Source organism: Sporosarcina sp. QA0331 (genome assembly GCF_055808055.1).
Genome location: NZ_CM147850.1, coordinates 3,925,924 through 3,945,548, shown reverse-complemented (window position 1 = coordinate 3,945,548; position 19,625 = coordinate 3,925,924). Strand labels below are relative to the sequence as shown.

Here is a 19,625-nt window from a genome sequence, read left to right as displayed (position 1 = left end):
TTGGAAATGTACCGTAGTGTTTGAAGGAAATAAGCCGCATATTTTCGAAATTGATTATGTTCCTTCTAACCTGATAAACATTGATATAATAAAGGAGTGTCAAAAGCTAAGTGATCGCTTTGGACGCTCTTTTTTCTATATGAAAGCCAGGGAGTTGAAATTATAAATGAACAAAAAAGCTATTGCGGATATTCGCAAACGTTTTAAGCTGGATACGGATTTATTGAAAATCATGGATATTTATAACGTGTACATCAGGCAGGAGAACAGTGAAATCTATCACGAAGCTTGTCAGCCGTTTTCCTTGTTGGATAGGGAACAGCAAGAATTATTTCTAAACAATTTCAAAAAAGTATTAGGTGGGAAACTGGACGCTAAGCTATTCGAAGTGAAGTTTCGACGTCAATCGGAGGAGGAACAGGACGAGAATCATACGCAACGAATTCTTTATGAAGGGCTTCATGCAGGTGATGTGGACGGGTGGAAGGCGGATATGCAACGTATCGCCCAAAAAATGGTGCAGGACATTCAATATGAAAAAGACATCGTCATTACTTTTATTCGCGGGAATTATTACAAACCGACGAAACGGAATAGCGAAGAGTCGGAAGTGGCAGCACGAGACGAGGTATACAAGAATCCCTTCATCCTTTGCAGTATGAATCAGACAGTGGAGCCGAAACGATCGCTCGTATTCGATTTCGTTGAAAAGGAGTTTAAATCCAGTTTTGTAGCGGATCCCATCATTAATCTCACGTCCCCAATCGGTGGATTCTTATTCCCGTGCTTTACGGACAATGCAGCAGATGTAAATCATATTCTTTATTCTGCAGGCAAAGCAAACAAGCCGAATTTCCAGTTCATCGAGAATGTACTCGATGGGGAAGAAATTATGACGGCAGAGGAAGACAAAGTCGTTTTTGAAGAGATTGTTAAATCGGTCGTCGGTGATGAAATGGATACCCGTACCCTTGCGAGTGTGTATGATGAGATCCAGCGCATGATGGAAGTGGATGAGGAAGAAGAGGAAGAAGAAAGCACACCTACTTTGGATACGAAAGAGGTGACTCGCGTCCTAAAGGCGAGCGGCTTGGAAGATGTCAATGCTGAAAAAGTGGAAATGGCTTTCCGAAAAGTGATCGATGATGATACGTACGAAATGAAGGCGAGCCATATCGTTCCTAGTTACACATCGAAGTCCATCAAGATCGAAACGAAAGTCGCGAACATCGCCATCAGCCCGCAAGACTTGCGATTTGTAAGGCAAGTGAACGTCAACGGTAAGCGATGTATATTGATCGAGGTGGAAGAGGACACGATGATTGAAGGATTTACGCTTATTTCGGAGGACTTGTTGGATTAAAAGACGGGATTCTCCATTAAATAATTTCTCGTTTTAAAGACAAGCTAAGAAAAAAGAGAAAGGTGATCACATGGATAACAGACATGGATCAGGTCGTGCATAGCATGAATAAACCCTTCACACCACAGCTTGTTTATTTTGAACCGAAAGCGTTGGATTATCCACTTGGAAAACAATTAAAAGAGAAGTTTGAGAAAATGGGGATTGAAATCCGATTTACAACTTCACATAATCAAATCCGGGATTTGCCGGGTGAGACGGATGCTCAAAAGTATCGAATCGCAAAATCGACGTTAGTTGTCGGGATCCGGAAAACGTTGAAGTTCGATACATCCAAACCTTCAGCGGAGTATGCGATTCCTTTAGCGACAGGGTGTATGGGACATTGTCATTATTGTTATTTGCAGACGACAATGGGAGCTAAGCCGTATATCCGCACGTACGTGAACGTGGATGAGATTTTTGAAGCCGCTGACAACTATATCGAAGAACGGGCTCCAGAAATTACAAGATTTGAAGCGGCCTGTACATCTGATATTGTTGGTATCGACCATCTAACCCATTCATTGAAAAGGGCAATTGAACATTTTGGTCAAACTGAATTGGGTAGGCTTCGGTTTGTAACCAAGTTCCATTATGTGGACCATCTGCTTGACGCCAAGCATAACGGACACACTCGATTCCGATTTAGTGTGAATGCTGATTACGTTATAAAAAACTTCGAACCAGGCACATCTTCTTTGGAGAAGCGCATTGAGGCAGCGGGGAAGGTGGCAAGAGCAGGTTACCCACTTGGCTTTATCGTCGCACCCATTTACATCCATGAAGGCTGGGAGGAAGGGTACCGTCATTTGTTTGAACGTCTTGATGAAGAATTGCCAATGGATGCTCGAGAAGATATTACATTTGAATTTATTCAGCACCGATTTACAAAGCCCGCTAAAAGGGTCATCGAGAAAAACTACCCGAAGACAAAACTTGAGTTGGATGAGGAAAAACGGCGTTACAAATGGGGTAAATACGGAATTGGCAAGTACATTTATCAAAAAGACGAAGAAGATGAATTAAAGGATCATTTATATAGCAATATGGAAGAGTTCTTTCCAAATGCAAAAATAGAATATTTCACGTGAAACAAATTGGAAGTTAGATTGTCTTTAGAAATTTAGAGAAGCCTTATAATGTGGCTTCTTTTTTTTGTTTCAACATACCTCTTGACCTTCAAGTCGCTTAAAGGTGTACGATTGGTGTAAGGGGGTGGGAGCTTGACGCATTTCATAACAATACAAACGTTCTCGGAAAGAGTTGGGATTGCCAAAAGTGCGATCAGGTATTATGAATCGAAAGGATTGCTAGGTTCTATTGAAAGAAATGAAAGTGGGTATCGAGTGTATCGGGAAGAACAGGTTGAAACAGTACGTTTGATTTCCAGTTTACGTCTAGCGAATGTTTCACTCGAAGACATTAAGATGTATTTGGAGGAAGACAATGAAACAAATCGACAACGAATGATGGACGATTGGATTCATATGATTAAAACGAGACAGGAAGTCCTGAATGCAAGTTTACGTTATTTAGAAAGCTATTCAATGAATGACCCAATTTACCTGGTTGAAAAGGACAGGGAGAAAATAATTTGGTTCTCTGCTGCATCTGAAATCGGAAAATTCAAGGATCATTTCACGGAACGGGTAGAAGAATTAACGAAATCTAAGATACCTATTCAAAACAGTTATTTGAAGTATATATCGGGGATCGATGTAATTCAGGCAATGATTGGATTCAGTGTTCCTGCTGATTTGGATGTTAGTTTGGTAGCTGGGGTTGACCAAGTTGAGGAAATGGCTCCCACAATGTGTATAGCCATGCCCTTTAAAGATTCTATCGAGAAAATTCAAAGTGGGTACGAAAATATATTCAACTATGCAATCACACATGATTGGCTTCCGACAGGCCCTCTATTGGAGTGGTATCGTGGCAACGATCTAGCTAATCTTGATCTGTTGATGCCTGTCACTCGAATTGTGGGAAGGAGGAATTGGTAATGCGTCAGGCAGAAGAGCTTACGGTAAGGATAGTGGAACTGAAAGGCAGCTCCTATCAAATTGGATTAGACCAGAGTAAAGAATTTACGTCATTTAAGTCCTCAGAAAAAATGGCTATGCTTCATGCAATGACCTCCGGAACTGATGCTCAAAAAGCCAAGGAACTATTAGAGAGTATTTCCCCGAATATATATCAAGAACTGAACGGTTTTGCAAGAGGACTAGAGATGGATACCGATACAATAATCCAACTCTTTAGCGGATATGACATAGCATTCCCGGACATGGGATGCACGGCGTTTGTACAAAATGGCTATTACGTACGTAATTATGATTTTAGTCCGGAAATGTACGATGCACGATTAGTTTTTACAAAGCCTGCAGATGGTTATTGCACCGTCGGGTTTAGTCAGCAGATCTTTGGAAGGCTCGATGGAATGAATGAAAAAGGGCTTGTTGTCGGCCTGCATTTTGTTAATAGCAAGCATCGGGGAAAGGGGTTTATGGCAACGACGATTGTCAGGATGTTGCTGGAGCAATGCGGGAGCATTGAAGAGGCATTAGAATTGCTGACAACTATTCCACACGGATATTGCTTTAATTACTCGTTAACTGACCCAAGTGGGAAAAGTGTAATCGTGGAAGCTTCTCCTGAACATCAAGTTGTATATGTGACTGATCCCCTTATTTGTACAAATCACTTTGAATCTGAAAGACTGCAAGAGAAAAACAGACCAGAAATTTTAGGCTCGGTAAAGCGAAAGGAGTATGTACGCAGTTTGTTGGATGAAGGAATGTCTCCGCTTTCCGCCTATCATCGGTTTAACGACTCGAATTCCCCACTATTTTTCAAATACTATAAAGAGTACTTCGGTACATTGCATACGGTCGTCTATTCTCCAAAAGACTTGAACATTATCGTTGGAGTTGGCGAGAACTGTAAGCCAATGACTTTTTCTCTTAAAGATTTTATAGAAGGGACCTTAAATCTTCCTGAGTATATGAAGGGAGTTATTCACCAAGAGATGTAAGTATTAGCGAACGAAAACAAGGATGTCGATCATTCTCCCATAGTTAGTTTTAATTCATTTATAATGCAATGTCAGACTGCATGCAGAGTGATAAAACCATGTAGTGAGTGATATATCAAAAAAGACAGTGCATTACTATGCGCTGTCTGCTTGTTTATTACCCATAGTAACACTTTCGCCATAATGCTCTTTTACATATCTGTTCACTTTCGAAACAACATAGAAATAACCGATCATAATCAACCCGCTGAAGAACCAGCCGCTAATCTGCATGTAGATTAGCATTTGTCCATATCCTTCAACGCCGTATGAATAAATGAGCCAGGCTTTCAAAGAGTTTTGGAAGACGCTGCGTACAAAAAACAAACCAGTCATCATCTGATACCACTTAAATATCCCTTTGCTTGAAAACAAGGTCTTACTATTCTTACGGGGGTAGCCCTGCAAGTAGGCGAAGTCCACAGCGAAATAGAGTGCTAACGGTTTTCGGAACAAAATGGATAGCAGAAACAAAGCAGCATAAACATAACCGAGGTACACTTGATTCCACAACATGTTTTCCGCACTTCCTGAAAGCAAGTTGACTATCGTGCTTAGGAAAAGGGAAAGAATGATGAAAAGACCGCTAATATTAAGTTGCCGTTCACGAAGGAAACGGTAAATCGTGTAAATGAATCCAGGTACGGTTGATAGAAGCATCGCATAATAATCCCCGAACAGTTCGCGGCCGTAATTCCATAGTAAAAGGGGGAGGAGCATATAAAAAACAAGGTCGAGCACCATCAGTTTCTTCATATGCCCATACCCCCACCGTTCGATTTATAATAGTGTTGAATCGCCTGATCGATGAATATGACCACATCTTCCTCGAATTGAAAAAACCTGTTATTTCGTTTTCCTTATTAAGATTCCATACTTTGTTTGCCAACTCAACATTGCCTTTGTACATCTCTTGTACAAGAGCGATCCATCGCTTCGCCAATTGCTGTGCGATTTGGCTGGTCGGACATTCTTTGACATTAGCCCGGACGTCTTTGACTAAAGCGGTTGCTGTCTTTGCCAGCTCACTGTCTTCTCCCAAAGAAGGTAGCTTTTTTAATAGACTTTGTTCTTCAGCGGAAAAATGTTTATCCCACAATTTCTTTAATATATTTTCACTCTTTGGGTAAGTATAAAACGATTCAAAGATAGATTCCCAATTCATATCTTGTCCAATTTCTGCTAAAGCCAATAAGGACTTGATCGAGTTTTCCATCTTCATTAGTTTTTGCTGTTCCGTTTGGATCATTTTCAATCGCATCTCCAGCAAGCTCTTGCTATTTAATTGTTTGTCATTCATTGCTGTTTGGATGGATTCTAACGGCAGACCTACATTTCGCAAGGTCAGAATGTAATGGAGCTTTGATACATCCTCATTTGAGTAAACACGATGACCCTTTGCGTTTCTTTCCGCAGGCGGCAACAATCCAATTTCATCGTAATAGCGCAATGTTCGCAAAGAAACTCTACCAAGCTCCGCAAGTTTTCCTATCGAATACACGACCTCCCCACCTCTCACACGTTATGTCCATTATAGAACCTTCCGTTACGTAAGGCGCAATGATTTTTTAAAAAGTATAAAAACAATTTTTATTTTGATTATTTTAAGAAATTTTGCTCATTCATATTAAACGGCCGACAATAAAAAATTATCATACACCCCTAGGAGTGTATGATACCTTTTTGCATTTAAACTGCAACAACCCCAAGTAAAACTGCAATGACTAGGAGTAGAATACTAAGTCCCCACATCATCATAAAAGAATAACGGATATGCTTACCCATTTCCAGACCAGCAAGGCCGAGTGCCAACCAAAGAGCCGGTGATAAAGGACTGACAAATGTTCCGATAATGTTACCGATGATCATCGCGTATGCAGTAGAGAGCGATGGGATACCGAATGAAAGAGCTACCTGTTCAATAATTGGCAATAGGGCAAAATAGTAAGCATCTGTGCTTAACAGCAAATCGAAAGGTACGCCGAATACCCCAATAATAATATGTAAATACGGAGCGACGAATTCCGGTAAAACGGTTACAAGATCTGTCGCGATCGACGTCAGCATATTTGTACCGTTTAAAATTCCTAAGAAAGATCCAGCTGCTAAAATAATGGTCGCCATCATAATTCCACCTGGTGCATGCACTTTAATGCGCTCCATTTGGTCTTTGACTTTCGGGAAGTTCAGTGGCAATGCAATACTAACACCAATCATAAAAGCAAAGCCTGCAGGGATGACGCCCCATACGAGAACTCCAATAACTGCAATTGCAAGAAGGGCGTTGATCCAAAGAAGTTTTGGACGCTTTAAATCGTTCACTTCAGTAACAGTAGCTGCCAATTGTGCTTCAGCAATTGATTCATCAGAAGCTCCTTCTTCCGATACTCCTTCGCTTAATGAAGCCTTCTTCGCGATTAATCGTTTTTCGCGATATCCTAAAGCAACAGCGATAGCGATTAATAAAACCAGACCGATAATTTGAATTTGAATGAGTGGTCTCCAAATTTCCGTAACATCAACGTCCAACACAGAGGCTGTCCTGCCGAGCGGGCCTGCCCACGGCACCATATTCATAATCGAAGCGGCTGTCCCGACGAGCATCAAAAGCAAATAAGGATTCATTTTCAACCTCTTATATAAAGGCAGTAATGCTGGAATTGTTATAAGGAACGTAGACGCACCAGAACCGTCCAAGTGTGCAATAGCCGCAATGATAACTGTTGCAACAGCAACAGCAATGACATTTCCACGAGAAATGGCAATCATCTTATTGATCAATGGGTCGAATAAACCGACATCCTGCATGATTCCGAAAAATAAAATCGCAAAGATGAACATAATGGCAACGCTTGCAACTTTGGTTGTACCTTCCGTAAAGAACACACCAATTTCATCGAAGCTGAAGCCTGCAGCAAATGCACCAGCTACCGGAACTAGCACTAATCCAACGATAGGAGAGACTTTCCCGCTAATGAGCAACGCGACAATGATGACAATCGTAATTAAACCAATAATACTTAGCATATAGATCTCCTCTCTAGCAAACCGAAGTCCACTTTTGAAAGAGAGTGGTTATGTAAGCGGATACATACTTCATAAAAAAAACAAGGAACGCTGTACAAAAAAAAATAACCATCTCTATTTCAAAATATTCTATAGTTAGAAATTTATCATAGAGAGGTTATAAGAATAAGTTTATGTAATTAAAAACACTAATGGTTGTTATGAACGTTTTGTTCATTTTGTCCACGGGATGTATTTTCGTTCTGGACGTCCAATATCCCCATACTTCAACTGTGCATCTGCTTCCTTTGTGGAAACTAAATACTCCAGATAGCGCCTGGCAGTCGATCGGCTGACGCCGACTTGATTACCTGCGTCCAATGCAGTGATGCCAAATTCACCGCTTTCCTGTAGTATCACTTTTATTTTTTCCAATGTCAGTTGATCGATTCCTTTTGGCAATCTTTCCTCGTTGTCATTTATTGGCGGCGGTGTTATTTGCAAGCCTGTCAGAAGATCGATTTCTTCTTGCATGAGCTCTATTTTTGTCGCTAAAAGTTCTTTTTGCTTTCGAAAATTTAAAAAGGTCCGTTCAAATCGATCGAAGTCCACCGGTTTCACCATATAATCGAAAATTCCTCCGCGTAGCGCCTCTGCAATGGTTTCTACTTCCTTCGCAGCAGTTATCATAATGACATCGATTTCAGTAAACTCGTTTCTCAATGTCCAAAATAAATCCATACCTTGAACATCCGGAATATAAACATCCAGTAAAATAAGCTTGGGTAAATGATCAGTGCTGTGTAAATACGTAAGGGCTTCGTCACTCGTTTTAGCAACATATGACACTTCAAATTTATCTAATCGATTGACGAATTGCCGATTTATCTCTGCAATCCGAAAATCATCTTCAACAATCAATACTTGAATGGTCTCAAGCATCCGATTCCCTCCTTTCTTTTGGTATCGATAACACGAAGCTTGCGCCGCCAAGATCTCCTTCTTCCAAATAAAGATCACCATTTACTTCCTCAATCAGCTGCTTTGTAAGCGCCAATCCAAAGCCACCGTGCTCGCCTTCCTTTAATGTAAACCCTTGCTTAAAAATCATATTTACATACTCGGCAGGCACGCCTTCACCAGCATCATCTATTTCAAAAATGATATCATTTCCGATATCAGTGAAAAAGATCGCTATTTTCCGATTGGCTGGTGGAACCTTCTTCACTGCATCCATCGCATTATCAATCAAATTTCCAATGGCAGTCAACAACGCTTCACTTTGTTTTTCGCTTAAATGGGTTACCATTCGGCTATCCTCTTGAATTGTGATTTTTATTCCTACTTCACGTGCCTGATTGATTTTGCCTAGTAAAAGGCCGCTCACTTGGGGATCGGACACTTTTTGGATGAGCAATCGAATCCAATTTTTTTGAAGAGAGCTTTCCCGCTGAATAAAGTGAATTGCCTCTTCTTTTTTGTCGAGTTGCAATAAACCGAGGATCGTATAGAGCTTGTTTGAAAATTCATGTGTTTGAGCGCGAAGGGCGTTTGTATATTGTTTAATTGACGTCAATTCTTTTGTTAATAAATCAATTTCTGTTTTATTCCGGAATGTGAATACGGTTCCGACTAACGAGTCGTCAGAATAGATAGGCGCTTTATTGGCAAAAACAACTGATTTGCCGATTATCATTTCTTGGTCGGTTTGCTCTTTTTTGACTTGAAGAAAATGCAGTAATTGCTGTGCAGGTGCAAGGTCTTTGATCGACATCCCTTCATATTGTTTAGAATAAATATGGTGATTAAATAATAATTGTTGGGCGGCAACATTGATCATTGTGATGTTGCCGTTTTGATTCACAGCAATAATGCCTTCATGGGTTGATTGGAGAATTGCTTCTTTTTGAACAAGTAAATGGGCAATTTCTTCAGGTTCTAAGCCATACAGGACCTTTTTAATATATGATGCAATAAGAATAGCGCCGATCACGGCTACAACAGCAATATTAACTAAGACAAGCCATAAGTAGTTATTATAAGACGATATCAAAGATTGGATATCATTCACTAAAAATCCGACTGAAACGACTCCCACAATCTTTCCGTCCAAGTACACTGGGGCTTTGGCACGTACTGAGTCACCCAATGATCCGGCTGCTTTGGAGACATACGACTCACCATAAATCAACGCCTGTTCATTATCTTCCCCAATCATTTTCTTTCCAATTTTGTCCGCATCAGGATGCGCATACCGAATTTCTTCCGTATTGCCGACGACAATGAATTCGGCCTTCGTCGCTTTTTGGATAGGTGCGACAAGGGGGTTGATAATGGATGCAGGGTCCTCATGCCCGAATGCCTCGGCAAGTTCAGGTATATGCGCGACGCTTTCCGCCACACTGAGCGCGCGATCTCCAACTTGCGCTTCCATTGTGTCGGAAATGAAATGCCCTATGAAAAACCCAATCACTGTTATGATTGCGATAATGAGAGCGCCTATTAATAAAATCATTTTCATTTTGAAGCTAATAATAATAGTTGGTTGTAAATGAGGATTTTTATCATGTCTTTGTCTTTTATGTAGTTGAATCATATTTGTCGGCTCCTAACAGTGCGATTCCTTTCAATCATAATAGTAATTCAAGATAATATGCTAGTATTTGTTTATGACTGCATGCGCAATGCAGACGATGCTATCCTATTGCATATAGTAGTATGACTATTTACAAGCAACTAAAAAATTGAAGTAGAGGTAATGTAGTATGAATGAGAAGTTACAAAAGAATGCCGATGCCTATTATCGGCTAGCTGAGAAGAAGGCTGCAGATTATTTTGAAACACTCTCTGGACAGCTCGCAAACAAGACTTATGCTACTACCTTAACGAAAGACATACAGACTTGGAAACAGAATCATATTCATCACAATACATTGGTATCGTTGTTTTCGCGTGGAAAGGGAAAATCCGATTCACGGGGGTATCACGGCTATATTCAATGGCTGGAATACACGGGAAAACTCGATAATTACTTGGATCGAAGCATCTCCTATATTTTCTTGCGCGATTTGGGCAAATCACTTGATTCACCTCATACGTTGAACAGAATCAGGCATGTAGTTGATGATATAAAACAACACCTGCCGCTTTCCGGATCGACTGGAGATGAAGGGAAAACGGAGATGTTCAGCATGGCGGGCTTATATCGTTGGGCTCAGAGAGAAGGCGTTGAAACAACGCTGATCTGGTTGATGAATAAACTAAAGACCGTCTCTTCTAATATTCCAGAGGGGTTAAATTCTGATGAGGCGAAGCGGAAGCTGATTAAAATCATTGCTGGGGTCATCATGCATCAGATTGAAGAGATGAGCGATGAGGAAACACCCGAGGAACGCACCCGGAAGTTGGACGAGGCGATAAGATTGGGGTATTCTTATGGCCTAACTTATCCTTTTATCGACGATCTTCTGGATTCGGACGTCCTATCCGCGGAAGAGAAAAAGCAATATTCAAGTTTGATACGAACAACTCTTATTACAGGATCCGTACCCGAATTAGGGGAGTGGGCGGGAAATAATAAGGAATTAATTCGATATATTCATTCCGAACTTCGGGAAGCTTTTACGTATATTCAAGGCTGTTTGCGACAAGAAACAAAAGATCATTTCTTTGAGCAATCCTACGTGTTTTTTCATGCCCAGGAAGTGGACCGTGAAAAAGATCTATTACATGCCAATTATACGAATGAAGAGCTTTATATCCCCGTTATTTTGAAATCCGCTTCTTCACGTTTAATTGTCCGATCGGTTCTTAGTGCTGATGAGGATGATGGGTTTGACAACCGAACATTCTTTTACGGAATTTATAACCAGTTGGCTGACGATTTTGCGGATATGTTTGATGACTTGGAGGCTGACGCGGTTACGCCTTATACGTATTATTTGAAATATCATCGTACGCGTTCGGACCTCATAAACCCTTTTGAGTTGTATTGGACGGTCATCTCCAATTTGATTCATAACGTGTATCATTCGGATAAAAAGACGCGCGAAGTAATGTTAAACCGTGCGATAAATGGATTAAAACGATTTAAAGAGCGTGCGGGAGATAAAAAATATAACGAAGTGATACAGTTATTCGCAACCGGAAATCCCAAGTTCGATAGTCTCATCCAAAAGATGGTGCGGAAAGCGGATGATGTCGATTTCTTTGATAAACTGCTGCGGGACCATATCCTTGCCAATTTGAAAGAGGAAGGGGAAGAGCGGGAAGCCTTTTTAGACACGGTCAAAACCGTACGAGGTCAAATCAACGAAGTGTTGTATATCGATGAGAGCGATAATGCTTCTTTGTGGGAAGATCCAATTGTTAGTGCCGCAAATTACAGTTTGTATGGCGATGGAAAGCGACTTAGACCGATCGTGACGTGGTTTATGGGTGTGCACGAATACGGTTTGGATAAGTCTGCGATCGTGCCTGTGCTGAAATCATTGGAATATATGCATACAGCTTCCCTCATTTTCGATGACTTGCCGTCTCAAGACAATTCATCTATCCGGAGGGGACGACCGACATTGCATCATGTTTATAATGCGGCTGTGGCGGAATTAACCGGTCTTTATCTGACACAAAAAGCGGTGGAACAACAAGCGTCGCTTGACCAGTTTGATCCGAAAGTGGTGCTCCGCCTGATTCAATATTCGGCCGCGAAGACAACGGATATGTGTAAAGGCCAAGCAATGGACTTGAATTCCAAAGGCAAGCAATTGACATTGGAACAGTTAAACACGATGTGTTTTTACAAAACAGGCATAGCATTCGAAGCCTCTCTCCTCATGCCTGCAATTCTAGCAGGGAAACAGGAATCCGAACTAAAGATGTTGAAACAATTTGCCTATCATGCCGGCATCGCTTTTCAGATCAAGGACGACTTGCTCGACATTGAAGGGGATGTAGGCTCACTCGGAAAGCCAGCCGGAAAGGACGCCGAAAACAATAGTTCAACATTCGTCTCCATTCTCGGCACTGAAGGCGCACGCAAAGCAATGTGGGACCACTACTCCACCGCAATGGAAACATTACAAGAAATGCAGCACAAAACAACCTACTTAAAACACCTATTACATTACATCGTCAACCGAGACAACTAATAAGTCTTCAGAATATTTTCGGTGCCTGTGCAGCGAACAATTCAGATTATAAGATACAATTGTATATAGAAGAATTGAAAATTCGATAGTATAAACATTCTATTGTTTAATTTATGTACTATCATTCGTTAGGTTGAATTGTCATAAATGTGTCTTGCACAGGCACCGGAAAAAATGGGCTCCCACTCAGTTTCATTGAAGGGAGCCCATTTTGTTATCATAAATTCTGAAAATCAAATCCGATGAAACGGGTTTTAAGCCAATCTCCCTCGACCAAACAGATAATTGACCAATATGATGGATTTCATGGGAGATAATATGACGAAGAATCTTGTCGTAGCTAAATGAATAGGTATTGCCGTTTCTACTATTTACCTCAACTATTTTGTTCTCAGAGTCAACAGTCCAATTATGTAGGAAGTCCTTCGTTTTTTCTTTCATGAAGTTCGAATACCTTATTACATCATCCAAACTGGATATAGAATCCTTTTCAGGATAAACAATTGGCTCTTCAAGCATATAATTCATCCATATCAATTCACAATCAATCACATGAGAAAGATTTTTTAAGATGCTTCTCATGCCACCAACTCTTTCAGTACGTAGCTCTTCCTCAGAAAGTGATCCACACCATGCAAACCAGTCTTCTCTTACTTGCCAATTGTATAGAAACATATTTAGCAATGCACTCGCTCCTCTAAGAATTAATTCTTTTACAATTGTAATCTTAAATTTCAATTATATGATAAAATTTGGATATGTGGTATTTTTTCATGAATTAAATCGAAAGGTTGTTTCGGATGGGTTATAAGATTGTATTTTTTGATGTGGATGGAACGATCACAAACTTCGAGGACGGAAGCATTTCGAACAGTACAAAAGAAGCGATTAAAGCGTTAAACAATAAAGGAATAAAAGTTGTCGCCGCAACAGGCAGACCATTATCTATGTGTGCTGAAATAGAAGCTTTAGGGATCGATACTTTCATTACCGCAAACGGAGCCTACGTAAAACATAATAAAAAGATTATACATAAAGTGCCGATGGATAAAAGAATAGTTCAAGAAGTTGTTGAGTTTGCGTATTCACAAAACAATGCATTATCGTTCTACTCCGAGAGATTAAGTATGAATGGTATTAAAGATGACAACATATTAAAAGCATTGAAGGAAACCTTATCGTTGAACGATTACCCCAACACCAATCAACAGATTTTTGAAGATGAATTATTTTTAATGTGCCTATTCGCAGACGATAACACCGTTGAAAGATATGTTGAAAGGTTTCCCAATCTAACATTTAAAAGGTGGCATCCTTTTATTTTAAATGTATTGCAAGAAGACATATCAAAGTCCTTAGCAATCATCAAAGTGTTGGAGTATTTTAATGTTGATAAAAGTGAGGCCATTGCATTTGGGGATGGGGAGAACGACATTGATATGTTGGAATTGGTAGGGTTGGGAATTGCAATGGAGAATGGGCACGAGAAATTAAAAATGGTAGCAGACTTCGTGACTAAAAAATCCAATGAAGATGGTATCGCTTTTGCATTGGAAAAGTACGGAGTCATTTGAGGAGGATATTATGAGCAGGTTTGAAGAAGAGTATCTCAGAGTTACAATAGAGCAGTTTAGACATTTAAAAAAACGTGCTGAAGATGGAATGCAGCAATTATCTGATGACGAATTACACTGGAAACCTAGTGGCGAGTCTAATAATATTGCAATCATCATAAAGCATTTAAGCGGAAATATGCACTCCCGTTGGGTCAATTTTTTAACTACAGACGGTGAAAAACCTTATCGGGAAAGAGATATGGAGTTTGTTGATGGAAATGAATCTAAAGAGCATCTAATGCAAATTTGGGATGAAGGATGGAAATTACTTTTTAATACGATTGAAAACCTTAAAGCAGAGGATCTATTAAAAACCGTTACATTGAGACAACAACCTTTGAGTGCTTTTCAAGCAATTCAAACGGAAGTAGCTCATATTAGTTATCATGTAGGGCAGATTCTTTATATCGGAAAACAAATTAGGGATAAAGAATGGATAATCTTAAGTATTCCTAAAACCATTCGGAGGGATGGAAATGATTAAAGCAGCGATTTTCGACTTAGACGGGACATTGTTGGACCGAGACGAATCTGTCAAAAAGTTCATTGACCATCAATATGATAGGTTGCACAAGTTCGTAGGCCATATTCCAAGGGAGAGGTTTGCAGCAAGGTTCATCGAATTGGATAACCGCGGATATGTATGGAAAGATAAGGTTTATCAACAACTGGTCGATGAGTTTGAAATTTACGGTATAGCGTGGGATGAGTTGCTTCAGGATTATATTGACGAATTCAAGAATAACTGCGTCCCTTTTGCTAGTCTCATCGAAATGCTGGAGTCATTAAAAAGAAAAAACTTGAAGCTAGGGATGATTACGAATGGCAAAGGGCAGTTTCAGATGGACAATATAATAGCGCTTGGCATTGAAAAGTATTTTGACGCTATTTTAGTATCTGAGTGGGAAGGAATCAAAAAACCTGATTCGCAAATATTCAATAGAGCATTTAAGCAGCTAAATGTTTCGCCTAGCGAAAGCATATTTGTAGGGGACCATCCTGTAAATGACGTGGAAGCAGCTAAAAATGCCGGAATGATTGGGATTTGGAAAAAAGATTCTCAATGGAGTGCAGTGGATGCTGACTTTGTCATTGATGATTTGATGGACGTGCTTTTGCTTATAGAAAAGATAAGTATTGTGGAAGAACAGCATTCTTAAGAAAATAGACGATGGAAAACAATCTATCCATCGTCTTTTTGACATCCGTAAGCTCATTTCTTTTGGATAAGCCCAAAGCCAATTCCTGTAGGATCTACTAAATAGGCAAGGTAAAACTCATCAAACTCCATCTTATCTCTAACGACCATAGCGCCATTTTCTTTAGCTGTAGAAATTGCCTCATCAATAACATCTACTTCAATTTGTATACGTGTTCCATGTGGAAAATCATTTGGTCCTTTTCCAATTCCCCCGTTGATTCCATCATTTTCTTCAGAACCAGTCGAGACAGCCCAGTAATCCCAATGGGGTTCGGCAATCTCCCAGCCAAAAACAGTTGAATAAAATTCCGCCGCTTTTTCAGGTTCTTGACTACTTAACTCAAATCCAATTACGTTTCCTGTGTTTTTTTTCAAATTAATATTATCCCCTTTAGTTGAAATCACAATTTATATTGAGCGTAGCTTATTGACAATTATTTCAAATTTCCGTTATTTCTGCAAGTGTTCAGCGGGTTAAAGGTTAGTACAATTAAAACAAAAAGACCACCGGTTACGCGGTAGTCTTGTATTTTTAGTCAATTGATTTGTAGGATCTATTTAGTAGCTGCAATTCATGATCTGGAAGTTACGTTGTTCAGCAATGAAGAAGTCGGGCGTTAATACGTGTCGTTCGACGTTTTGCCGAACGGATTGTCTAAAATGACAAAAGGATGCAATCCTTTTCAGGAATTGCATCCATTCAGTCAAAAGCGTATTATTTCAAATCAAATTGCATTGGTTCAATGGCATATGGCTCCTGAACAAGGTCTAGCCAACCTTCTTCATCAATCATTTCATACACATTGACAATCGGGGTTATCGTAATGGACGTCGCATCCTCATGGAACTGAGTCGTTGTGATTCTTGGTCTACTGGTATAGTCTTTGAAGTCTTGGAAGTCCGTGCTGTGGCCAACGTCATGATAATAAATCATGTTATAGTCATTTCCCAAATCATCTTTCACGAGATATTCAATCTGAATACCGCGCCATTCTTCCTCTTCTGCTGCGGCTGTCCGTACGTCAACCATTTCTGAAAGATAAAGGGTTGTGGAAATAGGCGTTTCAGTCATTTTAGTCAGCGTTACATCAATACCATTGGCCTTTGAAGTAATACCAGCGTCCGCAAATCTTTTCGTCTTACTATCGAGAGCTTGCAAGTTAAGTTGGAAGCTCCATTCTCCCGGGAATTCATCATTGACGTTTGACAAGTTCAGAATGCTGCTACCATCCCAAGTTGCATTGATCTCATCTGGTTTAGGACCTTGAATCAGCTGATAGATAAAGAGCCCGGCGTATTCATGATCATTGATCTTTTTTGTAATGTACTTCGAGTATGATCCATAATGTTCATATTCGTTTCCAAATTCTTTTGCATGAAAGCTTCCTTCCATTACCGGTCTTTCCCCTAAGTCATGTTCACTTTCAATTGTATAAGCAATTGCAATATTTTCACCATCATACACTGCATCTGTTACTGTAACAGCAATGCCGTTGCTCTCTTTCGTCACACCAATATCCGTTGCAAACGAGTCGAATTTCTCGAAAACATAATCATCATGGTCAACAAACTGCTCGAAGAAATTCCCGACAATCGGCAGTTTCGCAGCAAGAGCCGGAAAAGCAGCGCTGAACGTTATCCCTGAAGCGATGAAAAAGGCGGCCGCGACTGATAGATTCCTTGGTATATGATTTTTCTTCTTTCTACCTCTCATGACCGCCCGTTTAATGCGCGCCTTTTCAAGGTCAGTGACGTCCATGGGCTGAACGTCCGTATCGAAACTCACTTTATGCCTGTTAAATTGTCTATAAAGTCTTTTCAAGTCAAAGCCCCTCCTAATTCTTGCAATCTTTTTTTTCCGCGATACAGTCGATTGTCAACTGATGCTTTAGTTAGGCCGAGGTTGTCGGCGATTTCTTTGTTTCCCATGTTTAAAAAGTACTTCATTGTAAAAATATCCCGGTCGACTTGTCGCAATTTTGCCATCATGCGCAGCAGTTCCTCGGTCGATGCTCGTAGGAGAAATTCTTCTTCAGCGGACTGCACGATCATTATATCTGCCTCGAATTCCGCGGCAATTGGTTGATTACCTAACTTCCGTTGCGCATCAATCGCCTTGAATTTTGCAATGGTGCAAATCCATTTCCTAAAGTCCTCCTGCTCCCCTGAAAATTGTTTGGCATTTTCAAAGGCACCCAGGAATGTATCACTGATGCACTCTTCAATGACTTGGGAATCGTTGTAGGATTGCAATGAATTATAGATGATGGCTTTTACAATCCCGCTATATTCATCGATGACAAACTCCAAAGCAGCTTCTTTTCCCTTTTTGAAATGCTTTATAAAGTTTCCAGGTGTAATCTTCATACCAACAACTCCTTCGTGTCCCGTAAAGGCCTTTACACTAAATACATCGTATCAAACTGAGAATGTTCTCATATTATTAATTTACCTCTGTGGAAGTTGATTAATTGGAGGCAAGACAGTAATGGTCATGTGGAAATTTTAAAATTATTGGACAAGTAAAAATGCAAAGGGCACAATTAGAAGAGATACTAAGCATACAAAAGGGGGAAATACCGATGCAAAGCAAGCCGAAAATCATGATCCTAGGAACATTTCACATGGGCACCACTTTGGACATGATTGAAATAGAAAAGGACAGTATGCTTTCGAGACAAAGACAGAAAGAGATTGAAGAGGTAGTGGATCGACTAAAAGATTTCGAGCCTACAAAAATCGCTTTGGAAGTTGAGAAGAAGAAAAATGGTCCCATCAATGAGGAATTCACTGGCTTTTTAAAGGGAGAATATCAGTTGCAAGAGAACGAAATCGATCAGATCGGATACAGACTGGCAAAAGAGATGGGACATCAGGAAGTTTACGCGGTGGATTGGATGGAGCAAGGTGCTTGTCAGAGAGAAATCAATGAAGTTGCTGAATGGGCGAAAGAGCATCAGCCTGAATTATATGAAGAAATTTTTTGTCCATTTTACCAACTTGAGCTTACCATGGCCGGCAAAAGTGTCAAAGATCTACTCCTTTATCACAATCAGCCGGAAGTAGTCGATCAAACTCATCACAGCTATGTAAATATGGCGCGCATCAAAGACACTGAGCAATATGTCGGTATGGACTGGCTGATCTGGTGGTATCAACGAAATCTTATCCTCTTTTCAAACCTATCGGATTTGGCCACGTCCCCTGACGACCGAATTCTTTTCCTTGTCGGCGGCTCACATGTCAGGATTGTCGAGAACTTCGTGAAGGAGAGCGGATTTTTCGAAACCGTGCCCGTACAGTCTTATTTACAGTAATCAAAAAACAATCGCATCCGTCAATTGGATGCGATTGTTTGTGTTCCAATCATGTGAAACTCTTTCCAATCATGAATTTCATATGTAGGCTTAGCCAAGCCGTAATTCTCTTTTCGTTTCGGATTGTACCAGCACGTATCGATGCCAAAGTTGTTGCCGCCGCGAATGTCCGACGAAAGCGAGTCTCCGACCATCAGGACACGTGACTTGTCTTTGATTTTCAGCTGATTAAATACATGCTCAAAAATCTCGGGTTGAGGTTTCTGGAAACCAATCTCCTCGGATGTAAAAATCGCTTCGAATGTATCAGATAAACTGGAAGCAGCAATACGAGCCAATTGAACTTCTTTAAAGCCGTTCGTCAATACCGCAATCCTTGCGCCTTTCAGGGAATGAAGCATTGATGATACTCCGTCGATCAAGTGGACTTCCTTCCCTAAGTTATCAAGATACAATTGGCCGAATTGCTCTGCATCCATTTCAAGGCCATGTTCAAGGAATAACCGTCTGAAACGCTCAGTTTTCAACTCCGCAAGCGTTATTCGGCCTTGCTCCAAATCCTCCCAAAGTACCGTGCTAACTGCTCGGTACGTATCCCTAAAATCTGCTAATGCATTCGGTAATCCGTGTGTAGTGAACACATTCGTAAACGCATGTTTTTCTGTCTCCCCAAAATCCATTAACGTATCATCCAAATCGAATAAAAACACATCGTATTTCATTCTCACATCTCCTGACTTACATAAAGCTATGTCTCCAGTATAACACCTTGTTTTGGTGCCTGTGCAGCAAGCAATTCAGATTATGCACTATAATTGCATAAGAAAACTACAATACCCAATATCTAATGAGTTGGA

At 40.3% G+C, this 19,625-nt stretch carries 19 protein-coding genes; 9 read left to right on the top strand and 10 right to left on the bottom strand.

The window, feature by feature from the left end; genetic code table 11:
• Positions 1-166: 166 nt before the first annotated feature.
• From AC0L13_RS20060 to AC0L13_RS20045, 4 genes are all read left to right on the top strand, one after another.
• The gene (locus tag AC0L13_RS20060) at positions 167-1,363 is read left to right on the top strand and encodes a DUF4317 domain-containing protein (protein WP_473642489.1); all 1,197 of its coding nucleotides are present in this window, start codon (positions 167-169) and stop codon (positions 1,361-1,363) included.
• A gap of 104 nt (positions 1,364-1,467) precedes the next feature.
• The gene (gene splB, locus AC0L13_RS20055) at positions 1,468-2,496 is read left to right on the top strand and encodes a spore photoproduct lyase (RefSeq protein ID WP_473647178.1); all 1,029 of its coding nucleotides are present in this window, start codon (positions 1,468-1,470) and stop codon (positions 2,494-2,496) included.
• A 132-nt stretch (positions 2,497-2,628) separates the two neighbouring features.
• On the top strand, positions 2,629-3,408 hold the full coding sequence (locus tag AC0L13_RS20050) for a MerR family transcriptional regulator (RefSeq protein WP_473642488.1): 780 nt from the start codon (positions 2,629-2,631) through the stop codon (positions 3,406-3,408).
• Positions 3,408-4,439, top strand: coding sequence for a C45 family autoproteolytic acyltransferase/hydolase (locus AC0L13_RS20045; RefSeq protein ID WP_473642487.1), 1,032 nt, complete (start codon positions 3,408-3,410; stop codon positions 4,437-4,439). Before AC0L13_RS20050 ends, AC0L13_RS20045 begins: the two co-directional genes overlap by 1 nt.
• Before the next feature lie 135 nt (positions 4,440-4,574).
• Here the strand turns inward: AC0L13_RS20045 and AC0L13_RS20040 are convergent, their stop codons facing one another.
• The 5 genes from AC0L13_RS20040 to AC0L13_RS20020 form a co-directional block, all read right to left on the bottom strand.
• On the bottom strand, positions 4,575-5,198 hold the full coding sequence (locus tag AC0L13_RS20040) for a VC0807 family protein (protein ID WP_473647176.1): 624 nt from the start codon (positions 5,196-5,198) through the stop codon (positions 4,575-4,577).
• Positions 5,083-5,979, bottom strand: coding sequence for a MerR family transcriptional regulator (locus AC0L13_RS20035; RefSeq protein ID WP_473642486.1), 897 nt, complete (start codon positions 5,977-5,979; stop codon positions 5,083-5,085). Before AC0L13_RS20035 ends, AC0L13_RS20040 begins: the two co-directional genes overlap by 116 nt.
• 188 nt (positions 5,980-6,167) lie before the next feature.
• Positions 6,168-7,505, bottom strand: a complete 1,338-nt coding sequence (locus AC0L13_RS20030; protein WP_473642485.1) for a CitMHS family transporter — start codon at positions 7,503-7,505, stop codon at positions 6,168-6,170.
• A 213-nt stretch (positions 7,506-7,718) separates the two neighbouring features.
• The gene (locus AC0L13_RS20025) at positions 7,719-8,426 is read right to left on the bottom strand and encodes a response regulator (RefSeq protein ID WP_473642484.1); all 708 of its coding nucleotides are present in this window, start codon (positions 8,424-8,426) and stop codon (positions 7,719-7,721) included.
• Positions 8,419-10,080, bottom strand: coding sequence for an ATP-binding protein (locus tag AC0L13_RS20020; protein WP_473642483.1), 1,662 nt, complete (start codon positions 10,078-10,080; stop codon positions 8,419-8,421). The genes AC0L13_RS20025 and AC0L13_RS20020 overlap by 8 nt, the downstream gene beginning before the upstream one ends.
• Positions 10,081-10,249: 169 nt before the next feature.
• On the opposite strand from AC0L13_RS20020, the gene AC0L13_RS20015 reads away from it, so the two are divergent.
• Positions 10,250-12,634 (top strand): polyprenyl synthetase family protein, encoded by a 2,385-nt coding sequence (locus AC0L13_RS20015; RefSeq protein WP_473642482.1) that lies wholly within the window; start codon positions 10,250-10,252, stop codon positions 12,632-12,634.
• 192 nt (positions 12,635-12,826) lie between these two features.
• Here the strand turns inward: AC0L13_RS20015 and AC0L13_RS20010 are convergent, their stop codons facing one another.
• The gene (locus tag AC0L13_RS20010) at positions 12,827-13,309 is read right to left on the bottom strand and encodes a DinB family protein (RefSeq protein WP_473647174.1); all 483 of its coding nucleotides are present in this window, start codon (positions 13,307-13,309) and stop codon (positions 12,827-12,829) included.
• Between the two features lie 125 nt (positions 13,310-13,434).
• On the opposite strand from AC0L13_RS20010, the gene AC0L13_RS20005 reads away from it, so the two are divergent.
• The 3 genes from AC0L13_RS20005 to AC0L13_RS19995 are packed head-to-tail and all read left to right on the top strand — an operon-like array spanning position 13,435 to position 15,410.
• A complete protein-coding gene (locus AC0L13_RS20005; RefSeq protein WP_473642481.1) occupies positions 13,435-14,208 on the top strand; it encodes a Cof-type HAD-IIB family hydrolase in 774 nt (257 codons plus the stop codon).
• 10 nt (positions 14,209-14,218) lie between these two features.
• A complete protein-coding gene (locus AC0L13_RS20000; protein WP_473642480.1) occupies positions 14,219-14,734 on the top strand; it encodes a DUF1572 family protein in 516 nt (171 codons plus the stop codon).
• On the top strand, positions 14,727-15,410 hold the full coding sequence (locus AC0L13_RS19995; protein WP_473642479.1) for an HAD family hydrolase: 684 nt from the start codon (positions 14,727-14,729) through the stop codon (positions 15,408-15,410). The genes AC0L13_RS20000 and AC0L13_RS19995 overlap by 8 nt, the downstream gene beginning before the upstream one ends.
• Before the next feature lie 53 nt (positions 15,411-15,463).
• Here AC0L13_RS19995 and AC0L13_RS19990 read toward each other — a convergent pair whose 3' ends face one another.
• From AC0L13_RS19990 to AC0L13_RS19980, 3 genes are all read right to left on the bottom strand, one after another.
• Positions 15,464-15,826, bottom strand: a complete 363-nt coding sequence (locus AC0L13_RS19990; protein WP_473642478.1) for a VOC family protein — start codon at positions 15,824-15,826, stop codon at positions 15,464-15,466.
• Positions 15,827-16,166: 340 nt separating this feature from the next.
• Positions 16,167-17,273, bottom strand: a complete 1,107-nt coding sequence (locus AC0L13_RS19985; RefSeq protein WP_473642477.1) for a DUF4179 domain-containing protein — start codon at positions 17,271-17,273, stop codon at positions 16,167-16,169.
• Positions 17,270-17,818 carry a sigma-70 family RNA polymerase sigma factor gene (locus tag AC0L13_RS19980; protein WP_473642476.1) on the bottom strand — a complete coding sequence of 183 codons (549 nt, stop codon included), beginning with the start codon at positions 17,816-17,818 and terminating at the stop codon, positions 17,270-17,272. Before AC0L13_RS19980 ends, AC0L13_RS19985 begins: the two co-directional genes overlap by 4 nt.
• A gap of 215 nt (positions 17,819-18,033) precedes the next feature.
• On the opposite strand from AC0L13_RS19980, the gene AC0L13_RS19975 reads away from it, so the two are divergent.
• A complete protein-coding gene (locus tag AC0L13_RS19975; RefSeq protein WP_473642475.1) occupies positions 18,034-18,768 on the top strand; it encodes a DUF5694 domain-containing protein in 735 nt (244 codons plus the stop codon).
• Between the two features lie 20 nt (positions 18,769-18,788).
• Here the strand turns inward: AC0L13_RS19975 and AC0L13_RS19970 are convergent, their stop codons facing one another.
• A complete protein-coding gene (locus AC0L13_RS19970) occupies positions 18,789-19,490 on the bottom strand; it encodes a YjjG family noncanonical pyrimidine nucleotidase (RefSeq protein WP_473642474.1) in 702 nt (233 codons plus the stop codon).
• Positions 19,491-19,625: the final 135 nt, after the last annotated feature.